We start from the raw sequence: 13,017 nt of genomic DNA on the forward strand, positions 1-13,017 counted from the left end.
GCGCCGTAAACCCATCCCTAGGGGCTTGACGGCCGCATCCTTGCTGCCGACATCCTCGCCAAACACACCCCATGCCCTTTTTGAACGCCAAAGTGGGAATTGCTGGCGGAACATAGCTTATCTGCTACCAAATATAAATTAGTCTTCGGTCTATATGCAGGGCTACCTCATTAAATGAATGAGTGGCAAAACAGAAAATTAACAACAAATACGCCTAAAGTAAGTTAAACGTTTAGGGCGGGTTAAATAACCCGCCCCGCGTGCAGGTTTTTGGCGGCTTGCTTCGCGAAGCCGCCCTACGATGCGGTAGGGTGTGCTGACGATAGGAAGCGCACCGTTTTTGATGCGCTTCACGCTGTTCAGCACATCCGAAGGCAAGACGGTGCTTTGCGTAGGAGCGCCGCCCTTGGCGCGAAAAGCAAGTAGTCCGCATGTCGCTATGCGAAATGCAGGTCAACGTGGTCCTGAACGATTCAACCGTGACTAGAGTAAGTTATACGTTTGGGGCGGGTAAATAACCCGCCCCGCCTAGAGGGATGACGCGATATTAACCCATGTGTTGGTTCAGGTATTTTTTAATGAGGGAGCCCTCGGTCTATATGTGGATTGCCGCAATTAGCTTAACGACATGAGTAAAATAGTTTACGCCTGGGAATTGGGAGGAGGCTACGGGCATATCGGCGCCTTCCTTGCGGTGGCGAAACAGTTGCAGCAACGCGGCCATGACGTCGTTTTCGTGCTGAAAAACCTCGAACACGCCGATACGCTGCTCGGTAAATATGGTTTTTCCTATCTGCAGGCGCCGATGCGTTGGCCGGTCATCGCTCAGCCGCCGGCAATCAACTACGCCGGGATTCTGCGCAATACCGGCTTTAATGAGGCTGGCTTGTTGGCCAGAGCGCAGGCCTGGAAAACGTTGATAACCTGTTTGCAGCCGGATCTGCTACTGTTTGATCATGCGCCGACGGCCTTAGTGGCGACACGGGAATTGAAGGTTCCGCGCGCCTTATTCGGCAGCGGTTTTTATGCGCCGCCGCGACTCAGTCCGATGCCTACGATGCTTCCCTACAAGAAATTCCCGGAAAAACAATTAATCGACAGTGAGACTCAAATTGTCGCCTCGATAAACGCCGTCATCGATCGGCTAGGCGGACAGCGTCTGTCGATGTTGGCGGATTTATTCGATGTGGAGCAAGATTTTCTATGCACGCTGCCGGAGTTGGATCATTATCAACAACGCGAACAAGCCGAATATTGGGGGCCGGCTTTCATAGACACGGACGGACTAGATCCGACCTGGCCTATGCTAGGCGATAAGCGTATCTTCGCTTATTTACATAAAGATTATAAAGGCTTGCCTCATTTGCTGGAACAGTTGCGGTCGACATCCTGTTCGGTTCTGGTTCATATACCGGGGGCTACCCAGGCATTTTTGCAAAAATACAGCGGCGCCAATCTGCATGTTTCGGCTAAGCCGCTTAATATGCGGCAAGTGGGACAACAGTGCGATCTCGTAATTTGCCATGCCGGCGCCGGCACCGTCGCAACGATGTTGTTGGCAGGTAAACCGTTACTGTTGTTGCCCATGCATATCGAGGCTGCATTGACGGCAAGCAATGTTGTGGCGCTGGGAGCCGGAGTATGTATCCCGAGTGAGGTCAAGAAACCGAATTATCGCGCCGCCGTCAAAGAAATGTTGGCGCATCGTAAATACCATCAAAAGTCTGCAGAATTCGCCGATAAATACGCATCATTCAACCGTGAAAAACAGGATATTCTGATAGCCGATCGCTGTGTGGAGATGATCGGTTAGCTATATTGACGTTAGGGATGCGTGTCGAAAAGGCGAAAGGCTGAAGCCTTTCACCCTTTTTAATTAATCGTTTTTCAGCAGTTGTGCAAAAGGGGTGAACGCATCGTTATGGTGTTGACTGCAGACGGCAAATTTATATTTTTGCTTATCTATGGTTTTTTCCAGCACCTCCAAACCTGATTTGCGGCGGCATTGAGAGCCTTTTTGCGTGGCTGCCTGACATCGAACGGCGTGCTCGGCAAGATCGATGATCTTAGCGCTTGTTTTTTTGGCTGGCGTGACGGACCGTTTTTTAGTTTCGGCTTTAGCTTCGGGACTCGTTTCGCTGTCGCTTTCGGTGGTTTTTACGCTTGCGGCTTTGTCTTCTGTGATCTCTGCCTTGCTGACGGACTCGGCTTCGATAGGCTTGGGTTGCGCCTCGGGCTTCGCTTGTGGTTTTTCTGCGAGCGTCCGTGATGACTTGGCAAGATATTTATCGACGCCGGTTAACTCTGTGGTTTTTTTGACGGCGGTCGTATCGGGACGTGTCGTGCTTGGGGGGCGGCCTTCCAATTTTGCCAGATACCTTGCCACCCCGGTCATCTGCGCCCATGCCGCCGCCTCGGCCTCGGCTTTTTGCTGCGCTTCCAGTTGTTTTTGCGCTAAATATTTGGCGACGCCGGTAAGTTCTTCCGTCGTCTCCGCGGACTCGGCAACTTCAGGTTGCTTTTTATGGGACAGATATTTCTCGACACCGGTCGGTTCTTCGGTTTGGGGTGAAGTGTCTACGCCGTTTTTTTTGCGCAAATACTTCTCGACACTGGAGAGTCCCTCCGTTTCAGCTGGACTTGGCGTTGTTTGAGCGGAAGTGGCCTCTGTTGTTTGGCTCGGTTCTTGACGGTATACCGAAGGATCATAATAGCCGTTGGCATCGGGGAGTTTTATTCCAGTCAGGCTGAGTATTTTGTCTATAAAGTTTTTGGCCATGTAAGCACCTATTTTTTGTTTTAATTGTCATTGCTTTCTATACACGACAAAAAATCTTAATAATTTGTCATAAATTGGTTCTCATGGGGAATTATGATTTCTTGTGGAGGATGGGTTTCGCTATCGCTTCTGCCCATCCTACCATCATCTCCATGAACCATTGGGTAAATTTTTATCGTGTACAGAGGTCATTGCTTTAAGTTTTCAGAGCTCTACGGCTGAAAAATTAAAAAATCGTTTAGGTCCTAAGCATAACCTAATCGCTTGACGATGTTAAACGAGAATGAACTCTGTGCTTAAAGGAGAAGAAATAAAGCGGCTGATTTATAGGCTTTTTCAGACACGCAGGAAGGCGCGATCCTAAGGGCTAAAAGATCGCTAATCGAACGCCTGGGCGTCGATGAAAACCGATCAAAGCTATGATGCCTTGCGACAACAAGGCATTGATCTGGTTTTCGGTTAACACTCTTTCCGTTCCGGGTTGCAGCCGCGGTTCTCCATCCTGTTCGAAGCTGAAGGCCGGTATGTCGTCGAAATAAAAACGCGCTTCTTCCTGTTTCAATTGGTTTCTTATCAGTACGCGCGCGCATAGGAATGCCGGGTTCCCCCAAAGCAATTCATGCGTTTGGGGAAGATTCGGACATTCTTCAAAAGAAAATGTGTCCAGCGGCTCACGTTTGTCGCCATAAGGCAATCTCAGCAAATAACGCGGACAGCTGAGCAAGACGTCTTTTGCGCCGACTGGCTTGATTTCCGGATCAGTGGCGATGGCGAGATCAAGCAAAGAAGGGGCGGTTGAACCCAGATAGCTGCCCGCGCAGGCTTTTGCCAAGCGGCTACAGTATTGCATCAGGTCTTGGTCATCTTCACTGTCGGAAAAATAATGATCGCCGACCAATAAAATATCGCCATAGTCAGCAATAGAGTGGGCGTGTTGCAGCAAGCGCTGTTCGAATGCCGAACCCTTGTCATGTCTCAGTTCGGCCAATAATTCGGCCTGATCGATATCGACCAGAAAAAAATCATGTTCGTCGCCGCCTTCTTCATTAATCAGCCCTTCGGTGGCGCGCCAAAGCGCTTCCAGACGTTGAAAGTCCTGCCGGTGCAACAATGTGCGTAAGAGTTCACTGCTTATGGCGTCGATTTCGGAAGTCAAGACCTGAAGCTGGGGGGAGGCGTCTTCCTGGACATAAGGGGAGACGATCCGCTCAATCAGATGATCCACCGAATCCTGGCGGGCGCCAGTCTTTTTAGGCTTGTCGCCTAACAGGCGCTGCAGCGTGTCCTGCTGACTTTCCTTCGCCTCATTAGTTTGAATAGGCGCGTCGCTGTTTGTTTCAGCACGATAATAAGCCTGTATGGCCGCCGACGCTTGCGCGGCAAGAGCCGGCTCGTTTAGCTTCTTTTTTAATCTCTGCCAATCAGAGAGTAAGCGGACTTTTTCCAACCAGCTATCGGGATGAAAATCGTCGATTGTCTCGAATGTCAGCGATGCTGTAGGGTCGATTGCAAGCGTCGGCTTGATCAGTGTCATCACCTGCTCGAAATTATCGATGTCGATTTTCCTGATCTTCCGTTGCGCCGGTGTATCTTGTTGCCGGCCGGAGAAGTTTCCCAGGACATAAATCAGCAAGCCGTTGTCATGGCCGCGTTCATGCGCCGGTTTTTGGGTATTGAAACCCAAGGTAAAATCGATTCTGGCTGACATCTATCTCCCCCTTAATCCTGATATTTCGTGAAGGAAATGGAGTTTCTGGAAAATCGGGCGAAGACGGTTGGACAAACATCACGAATGCCATAGCAAGCTATGGCTTGAGCGATTTTGTTCAAGATTCGAAGGCCGATTGTTCAGAAAACCATTCAGGTTCAAACTGTACCAGAAAAATATCGACCCTCTTAATCTTAATGCTTATTTCAAAATGGCTATTAACTTACCTCAGGTTGTTTCCTGTCAGGTAGGATATGCTGAACTGCGTGAAGCGCATCAAAAACCGGTGCGCTTCCTATCGTCAGCACACCCTACCCACATCGGTGAGATGGATCACGCGCAGCGGATCGTAGGGCGGCTTCGCGAAGCAAGCCGCCAAACCCCTTGGAAAGGAGAGGGGTCAATATCGTCATCATTTCTTCACATTATCGACATGTAGGCCGCATTCTTTTTTGTGGTCGGATTCCCACCACCAGCGTCCGGAACGTTCGTGTTGATTAGGCAGCACCGGGCGGGTGCAAGGCTCGCAACCGATGCTGGTAAAGCCTTTTTCATGCAGTTCGTTATAAGGCACCTGATAGGCTTCGATGTAATCCCAAACCTGTGCGGAGCTCCAGTTTGCCAACGGGTTAAACTTGATCAGTTTTTTATCGTCAGTTGAAAAAGCGCTGTCTAACTGAACTTTCGGCAAATCGGAGCGTGTGTCCAGGCTCTGGTCTTTACGTTGGCCGGTGATCCAGGCATCCAATTGCGCCAGTTTACGCCGCAACGGTTCGACCTTACGTATGCCGCAGCATTCCTGATGACCGTCTTCGTAAAAACTGAACAATCCTTTGTTTTTGACCAGTTCATCCAACTTTTCCCTGTCCGGCGTCAGCACCTCGATGTCGATCTTATAGTGCTTCCTGACTTTTTCGATAAAGCGGTAAGTTTCCGGATGCAGGCGTCCGGTATCTAACGTGAAAACCTGGATATCCGGACGAATTTTCAGGGCCATATCGATCAATACGACATCTTCCGCGCCGCTGAAGGAGATGGCGATATTATCGAAATTTTCCAATGCCGTTCTCAGGATGATGCGAGGATTCTTTTGCTGTAATTCATTTTGCGCTTTTGTTAGGTCGAATGCTGTCATGATGTGTGGTGGCTATTATTTTTGGGCGAAATAATTCTGTAAGAATTGTTCGAAGCTCATTTCGTTATTTGACTCGATTTCCCGTTGTTTGCGATGCGAAACGCTGGCCAGTTCCTCGAAGCGGCGGCAGGTTTCTTCGGCCAGTTTTTTATCGCTGAAATATCTCTGGTGTTCGGCCGAGGTGTCTAAGCCGAAGCGACCAAAGGGTTGTCGTTTGTTTCTCATTTCCGCCAGAATCTTGGCCGACGGAGTCTGGTCGGGGTTGTCGACCAATGTCCGTTGTTGCGCCAGCGCCCGCCGATAAGGCTGGTCCGGCTGTTGTTGGTCGAGAATGTCGCAGATCGGCTCCATGTCGTGCAGGATCTGTGTGGCCCAGTCTTGCAATGCTATAGTCCTGCCGACGTTAGTCAGTTCGACGCCGGGTTTTCTGCCTTCGTGGGCGACGGTCAGTTGGTTGCGGTTGTTGATTTGGCGTTCTTCCTCGGCCAGCAAAGGACTGTCCTGCAGTAGACAGTGAAGCAGAAACGCTTCCAGGAAGTGGCTTTTTTCTTCATCGATGCCGATCGGATTGAACAAGTCCAGATCCAATGAGCGAATCTCGACATAACGCACGCCGCGGCGTTTTAACGCCAGCGTCGGTTTTTCGCCGGAGTCGGTAATCTGTTTCGGACGAATGATGCTGTAAAACTCGTTTTCAATCTGTAGAATATTGGCGTTCAGTTGATGATACTCCCGATTTCTGACGCCGAATTTTTGATATTCAGGATAGGGAGTTGCAATGGCGGCGCTGAGACTGTCGACATAGCCTATCAATGAATTGTAGTCGATCTTAAGATCGGCTTGATTCTTACTCTTATAGCCGATGTCGCTCATGCGTAATGAGGTCGCATAGGGGTGATAGAGCGTATAACGATCAAACTCATCGAACTGGGCCATCAGATGCGGACGACTCTTGAAAAAACTTTTGCAGATCGCCGGGGAGGCGCCGAATAAATATAGAATCAACCAGCCCTGGCGGAGAAAGTTGCGGACCAGGCCGAAGTAGGCGTCGGAAATAAAGGCTTCCTGCGTTAACGTGGAGCCGCTATGCTGATGCAGCAGTGGCCACAGGGCGTCGGGCGCCGAATAATTGAAATGTATGCCGGCAATCGCCTGCATGGTGCGGCCGTAACGGTGCCATAGGCCGACCCGGTAAATATGTTTCATCTTGCCGATATTGGATGCGCCGTATTCTGCGATACGTATGCTTTCATCGCCATCGATGCCGCAGGGCATGCTGGCGGCGAGCAGCATTTCGCCGTCCAGGCGATCGTAGACAAATTGATGAATATCTCGCAAGAAGTCCAATGATTTCCTGATATCGGCGAACGGCGGCGTGATAAATTCCAGCAGCGCTTCCGAGTAATCGGTGGTGATATGCGGATGCGTTAATGCCGATCCCAGAACGGCAGGATGATCGGTTTGGGCGATCATCCCGTCCGCGGAAATGCGCAAGCTTTCTTTTTCAATCCCCTTTAATCCGCTGCTTAATAAATGCTGCTGTTGCTTATCGAGTATATATTGCAGTCGTGATGGATATTGCTGTGAGTGCTTATTCATTAAAGAGGGCCTAACAGCCCGATAGTCCTGATATAATCTTGCTATTATAAAGGTTCGGATAGATTTGAGAAACATTAGCAATAAAGTGACGGAGTGGGTCGTGCCTCAAACACCGTTGGAAACACTGAATTCGTTATTCGGTTACGAAAGCTTTAGAGGGCAGCAGCAACAGATCATAGAGCAAGTGATCGACGGTCAGGATGTCCTGGTGTTGATGCCGACCGGCGGCGGAAAATCTTTGTGTTATCAGATTCCTGCATTGGTCATGGACGGTGTCGGCATCGTCGTATCGCCGTTGATCGCATTGATGCAGGATCAGGTTAGCGCCTTGCATCAGCTAGGCGTCAGGGCGGCGTTCCTAAACTCGACGCTCAGTTTTGACGAGGCGCGCCGGGTCGAGCAGGATCTGCTGAACGGCGAGCTGGACTTGCTCTATATCGCGCCGGAGCGCTTGACTGGCGAACGCACTCAGGCATTGTTCGCCCGCCTCAAAATCGCCTTGTTTGCGATCGATGAGGCGCACTGCGTTTCCCAATGGGGACATGATTTCCGCGCCGATTATTTGCAGCTATCCCTGTTGCATCAGCAATTTCCGGACGTGCCGCGCATTGCTCTGACCGCAACCGCCGATGAAAGAACCCGCCAGGAAATCATCAAACGCTTGGCCTTGGAGCAGGCCCAGGTGTTCATCAGCGGCTTCGACCGGCCCAATATTCGTTACCGCATCATCCAAAAGCAAAACGCCCGTCAGCAGTTGCTCGGCTTTATTCGCGCAGAACATCCGGGCGATGCCGGCATCGTTTATTGTTTGTCGCGCAAGAAGGTCGAGGAGACGGCGAAATGGCTGAATGACAAGGGGGTTAACGCCTTACCTTATCATGCCGGCATGAGCCATGAACTGCGGCAAAGTCATCAGCACCGCTTTCTGATGGAAGAAGGCCTGGTCATCGTCGCCACGATCGCCTTCGGCATGGGCATCGACAAGCCGAATGTGCGCTTTGTCGCCCATCTGGATCTGCCGAAGAGCATCGAAGCTTATTATCAGGAAACCGGCCGGGCCGGACGCGACGGTCTGCCGGCCAATGCCTGGATGGCTTACGGCTTGCAGGATGTGATTACGTTGCGACAGATGTTGGCCGGTTCCAATGCCGATGAGCTGCATAAACGGGTCGAATATCACAAATTGGATGCGATGTTGGCTTTGTGCGAATCGATCGGTTGCCGGCGTCAAACCCTGCTGGCTTATTTCGGCGATGAATTGCAGCAAGGCTGCGGTAACTGCGACACCTGTCTGGAGCCGGTGGAGACATGGGATGGCACGGTCGCCGCGCAACAGGCTTTGTCGTGCATTTATCGCACCGGTCAACGCTTCGGCGCGACCTATCTGATTAGCGTGCTGCTGGGCAAGGCCGACGACAGAATGCGCAGTTTCGGTCACGACAAACAATCCACTTTCGGCATCGGCCAAAGCCTGGGAGAAAAACAATGGCGCTCGGTGTTTCGGCAGTTGGTCGCCAAGGGTTTGGTGGAGATCGATTTTGAGGGCTATGGCGCGTTCAAGCTGACCGAAACGTGCCGGCCGGTGTTGCGAGGCGAACAAACCCTGATGCTGCGCAAAGACAGCCTGCCGGAAAAAACAAAACGCAGCAAGGCGGAAAGCCGGGAGTTCGGCAATCAGCAAGATCAGTTGTTATGGAATGCATTAAGGGCTAAACGCCGGGAAATCGCCGATGAACAAGATGTTCCGCCCTATGTGATTTTTCATGACGCCACGCTGATGGAGATGTTGGAGAAAAAACCGATCAATCATCAGCAGCTGGCGCAGATTTCCGGGGTCGGCGAACGTAAGCTTGAATTGTATGGCGACGACTTTCTCGCCGTGATCGATGAATTCCGCGACCAGCAGGGCGACGAATTGAACGATACCGTCGCCGCAAGCGTGGCGTTGTTCCGGCTCGGTTATACGGTGGAGCAGGTGGCGCGGCAACGCGAGCTTAAAGCCGACACCGTCTACAATCATCTCGCCCATGCGCTGGAAGACGGGGCGGTGATGCTGGCCGATGTCATGGACATGCCGGAACAGGAGCTCCGAAGGGTGGAGGCCGCATTTTTGGATTTGCCGGAGGATAAGAAAAATGCGCTGAAACCGGTATATGAACAGTTCGAGGGTGCCTACAGCTACAATATACTGCGCTGCATCCGGGCCAATTTGCAGCGCTAGTACTCAGTCATGTTATATATCACGGAAACTCGGCAGGCGTCAGCAATTCCCAATTTGCGAACAGAAAAGGGGACAGAGAAAAGGGGACAGGCTACTTTTACTCGGACAGGCTACTTTTACTCGGATACTCAGCAGGCGTCGGCAATTCCCAGTTTGAGCATTTTTGCTGTGTTTAGGGCACAGGGTGTGTCTGTCGAGGAGCGCCGTAGACCCATCCTTGGGGGCTTGACGGCAGCATCCTTGCTGCCGACATCCTCGCCAAACACACCCCATGCCCTTTTTGAGCTCCAAACAGAGAAAAGGGGACAGGCTACTTTTCTCAGTCATGTCATATATGACGGGTACTCGAAGGCGCCGGCAATTCCTAGTTTGAACATTTTTGCTGTGTTTACCAGAGTTCGGGTTAAGAAGCGAGCCGGTATCAGGTAGCGCTTCCAGAAGACGCCGTGAATACGTCCATGTAGGCTTGAGCGCCGCCTCCATGCCGCGCACACTTCTTCCAGAGCGACCTGATACCGTCTTAACCCTTTGGGAGGAAAAGGGGACAAGGAAAAGGGGATAGGCTACTTTTACTCAGGTACTTTTACTCGGATACTCGGCAGGCGCCGGCAATTCTCAGTTTGAGCATTTTTGCTGCATTTACCTGAGTTAGGGTTAAGAAGTCAGCCGGTATCAGGTAGCGTTTCCAGAAGACGCCGTTCACCCACCTACATTCACAATTGCCGACAGCATAAGATTGACTATGTACTAGCCTGCATCATCTGCGTTTGATGGGGTAGGCATCACATATGTCCGCGTTTCCGCAATAGTTTGTTGACTTCGTCGAGGCTGGGAATCGATGCCGCGGCTCCCTCCCGAGTGACGCTGATCGAGGCCGCGATGTTGGCCAGTTCGCAGGCCCGAATCAAATCCAATCCCGACAATAATCCCGCCGCGATTCCGCCGATGAAGGTGTCGCCGGCCCCTGTCGTGTCGACTGCGCTGACAGGGCGGGCGGCGATAGCATGTTTTTGGCCGGCTTGGACCAGCCGCGCGCCCTTATCGCCCAACGTCACGATGATCGTACCGTAGTCTTCTTGATGGAGTCGCGCGGCGCCGTTGAAGATCGTGTCGTCCTTATGGACGTCGATCTCGCGGCCCGATAAGGCGGCCAGCTCATGCTCGTTGACCACGATCAGGTCGGTCGAATTCCTGATGTCGGCGTTGATTGTTCGGACTGGCGTCGGATTCAGTATCGTCATCGCGCCGACAGCCTTGGCCTTGTTGAAGGTTTTTTCGATCACGGTGTCCGGTATCTCGAATTGCGCCAGCACGATATCGCCTTGCTCGATCGTCAACTCATCGATAAAGCCATCGTCCCACAGCGCATTGGCGCCGGGAACGACGACGATTGAATTGTCGGCGCTGTCCGCGACCGTGATGAAGGCGGCGCCGGTCGCAGTGTTTTCCAGTTGTCGCACGCCTGATATGTCGATGCCTTGCTGCTGTTGAAAGGCCAGTAATTGCCCTCCGAAGGCGTCGTCGCCCAGACGGCCGATCATCAAGGTCTCACTGCCCAGGCGCTTGCAGGAAACCGCCTGGTTCGAGCCTTTGCCGCCGGGGAAATATTTGACCTCGCGGCCGAAGATCGTCTCCCCAGTCTTCGGATGGTCTTGAACGAAGGCGACGATGTCCATGTTGATGCTGCCGACGACGATGGCTTTATTCATAACAGCCAGACTCCACTCTTATCTATTCACGGGAAGGAGGCTATGCGTAGACCAATTCCTGTTGCTGCTCGCTAAACCGGTATTTGTGCTGCAAACAGTGGTCCAGCCATTTTTGCAGAAAATAGTTCAGGCGCCATTTGTAGTCCATGATCTCCTGGGTCTGCGACGGGCAGCGGTAAACCTTGTGGACGTCGTGGCGGGCGTGGTCGCGCAACACTTCGGCCAATTGCGCGTCCAGATAAAGCCGAATCTTGACGGCCGGCTCCATGAATTCTTCCAGTTGATGATTGAAGCAATGGCTCAGTTCTATCGTCATCGTGTAAGGATTGTGTTCCAGCACGTTCAGGTGCAAGGCCGGTTGATTGCCGGTATAGCCGGTCGCTTTTTTATCAAAGCGCTCCAAGTTCGGAATCAGACGGAACAACTTTTGGTAATTGGATTCGCAAAGCTTTTCCAAACACAGCGAGGTATTGACGGGATGCACCAAACTCATATCAGTTCTCCCGGTAGCAGGCGCTGGCGCTGGCCGTTTCCCATAACACGACTTGATCGACATTGAAGCCCTGCTGTTGCAGATAGCGATAGATCATTTTGCTTAACACTTCGGCGGTGGGATGTTCGTCAAGCGTCATGAAGCGTTCGTTATTGGCTTCCAATGCCGGGATGATCGGGTCGTCCTTGTGCAGCAGGAAATTGTGGTCCAGGTTTTCATCGACATAGCGTTCGACGCTATCCTTGATGTCGGAAAAGTCGCAAACCATGGCCTGTTCGTTCAGCTGTTCTTGTTTGATGGAAATAGACGCCTTGACGCTATGGCCGTGCAGATTTCGGCATTTGCCGGGATGATGCATCAAACGGTGGCCGTAGCAGAAATAGACTTCCTTGGTGATGATATACATAGTTAATTGTTCCCCGGTTTCCGGAAAGAAAGGGGAATACCTGTTAATTCCCCTTGATACTCTTGATAGTCGCGGCGATTTCGTAGTTGTTGACGTCCATTTCGGTGCAGCGAACCACCTTGATGAAGGCCGTCATCGGCGGGGTGACAGATTTTTTCGGTAAAACGCTGACTTCCATTGCGGCGCCCTCGTTAAACGGGCTTTCCGTGATAAATGATAAGCCTGCGCCACTGATCGATGTGCAACGTCCGGTTTGGACTTCGTCGGAATCTGCTAATTTATAGGTGATGTCACAATCAACATCCATCCGAATATAACTACGTTTCTCATCATATTCCAGCATCTGTTTCCCCTGGCGTTATGCCTTAGTTGAACTATCAAAATTCAATAACAGAGAGTTTACTATAAAAATAGTAACAATAGTTTATCAAACTACTGGGTCAGCAGGGCTACCTCATTAAATGAATGAGTGGCAAAACAGAAAATTAACAACAAATACGCCAGGCAGGATGATATGGACTCCTCTCCTTTCCGCTGCGCGTGATCCACCTCACGGATGTGGGTAGGGTGTGCTGACGATAGGAAGCGCACCGGTTTTTGATGCGCTTCGCGCAGTTCAGCGCATCCGAAGGCAAGGCTGCATTGGCATCGTAACCGTAGGGTGGATTCGCCGCCAGGCAATCCGCCTGGATACGCACAACGGCTAATTTTGCCTCCGGTGCAGGTTTTGGTGGCTTGCTTCGCGAAGCCACCCTACGCGAAGCCGCCCTACGATGCGGTAGGGTGTGCTGACGATAGGAAGCGCACCGGTTTTTGATGCGCTTCGCGCAGTTCAGCGCATCCGAAGGCAAGACGGTGCTTTGCGTAGGAGCGCCGCAAGTAGTCGCATGCCGCTATGCGGAATGCAGGTCAACGAGGTCCTGAACGATTCCGACCGTGACTAGAGTAAGTTAAACGTTCGGGGCGG

General features: G+C 51.6%; 10 protein-coding genes. 2 read left to right on the forward strand and 8 right to left on the reverse strand.

The features are described 5' to 3' along the window. The first annotated feature begins 628 nt into the window (after positions 1-628). A complete protein-coding gene (locus Q9L42_RS07900; RefSeq protein ID WP_305908993.1) occupies positions 629-1,813 on the forward strand; it encodes a glycosyltransferase in 1,185 nt (394 codons plus the stop codon). Between the two features lie 63 nt (positions 1,814-1,876). Here Q9L42_RS07900 and Q9L42_RS07905 read toward each other — a convergent pair whose 3' ends face one another. The 4 genes from Q9L42_RS07905 to gshA all read right to left on the reverse strand — a co-directional run bounded on the left by Q9L42_RS07905 (position 1,877) and on the right by gshA (position 7,221). Then, positions 1,877-2,779, reverse strand: a complete 903-nt coding sequence (locus Q9L42_RS07905; protein WP_349432557.1) for a hypothetical protein — start codon at positions 2,777-2,779, stop codon at positions 1,877-1,879. A gap of 367 nt (positions 2,780-3,146) precedes the next feature. Next, positions 3,147-4,487: a type VI secretion system contractile sheath domain-containing protein gene (locus Q9L42_RS07910; protein WP_349432559.1), complete on the reverse strand. Its 1,341-nt coding sequence runs from the start codon at positions 4,485-4,487 to the stop codon at positions 3,147-3,149. A gap of 412 nt (positions 4,488-4,899) precedes the next feature. Continuing rightward, complete coding sequence (locus Q9L42_RS07915; RefSeq protein ID WP_305908986.1) at positions 4,900-5,622, reverse strand: phosphoadenylyl-sulfate reductase; 723 nt, start codon at positions 5,620-5,622, stop codon at positions 4,900-4,902. 15 nt (positions 5,623-5,637) lie between these two features. After that, positions 5,638-7,221 (reverse strand): glutamate--cysteine ligase, encoded by a 1,584-nt coding sequence (gene gshA, locus Q9L42_RS07920; RefSeq protein WP_305908985.1) that lies wholly within the window; start codon positions 7,219-7,221, stop codon positions 5,638-5,640. Between the two features lie 100 nt (positions 7,222-7,321). Between gshA and recQ the strand changes: the two genes are divergently transcribed. Beyond that, positions 7,322-9,442, forward strand: a complete 2,121-nt coding sequence (gene recQ, locus Q9L42_RS07925; protein WP_305908984.1) for a DNA helicase RecQ — start codon at positions 7,322-7,324, stop codon at positions 9,440-9,442. Positions 9,443-10,224: 782 nt separating this feature from the next. On the opposite strand, the gene rbsK is transcribed toward recQ, so the two are convergent. Genes rbsK through Q9L42_RS07945 form a run of 4 tightly spaced genes read right to left on the reverse strand, consistent with a single transcriptional unit; the run spans position 10,225 to position 12,393 of the window. Continuing rightward, on the reverse strand, positions 10,225-11,151 hold the full coding sequence (gene rbsK, locus Q9L42_RS07930; RefSeq protein ID WP_305908983.1) for a ribokinase: 927 nt from the start codon (positions 11,149-11,151) through the stop codon (positions 10,225-10,227). A 40-nt stretch (positions 11,152-11,191) separates the two neighbouring features. Further along, positions 11,192-11,644 (reverse strand): DUF1249 domain-containing protein, encoded by a 453-nt coding sequence (locus Q9L42_RS07935; protein ID WP_305908982.1) that lies wholly within the window; start codon positions 11,642-11,644, stop codon positions 11,192-11,194. Position 11,645: 1 nt separating this feature from the next. After that, positions 11,646-12,050, reverse strand: coding sequence for a 6-pyruvoyl trahydropterin synthase family protein (locus tag Q9L42_RS07940; RefSeq protein WP_305908981.1), 405 nt, complete (start codon positions 12,048-12,050; stop codon positions 11,646-11,648). 43 nt (positions 12,051-12,093) lie between these two features. After that, positions 12,094-12,393 carry a PilZ domain-containing protein gene (locus tag Q9L42_RS07945; protein WP_305908980.1) on the reverse strand — a complete coding sequence of 100 codons (300 nt, stop codon included), beginning with the start codon at positions 12,391-12,393 and terminating at the stop codon, positions 12,094-12,096. Between the last annotated feature and the right edge of the window lie 624 nt (positions 12,394-13,017).

Origin of the sequence: Methylomarinum sp. Ch1-1, assembly GCF_030717995.2 — a bacterium.
GTDB classification, from domain to species: Bacteria; Pseudomonadota; Gammaproteobacteria; order Methylococcales; family Methylomonadaceae; genus Methylomarinum; species Methylomarinum roseum.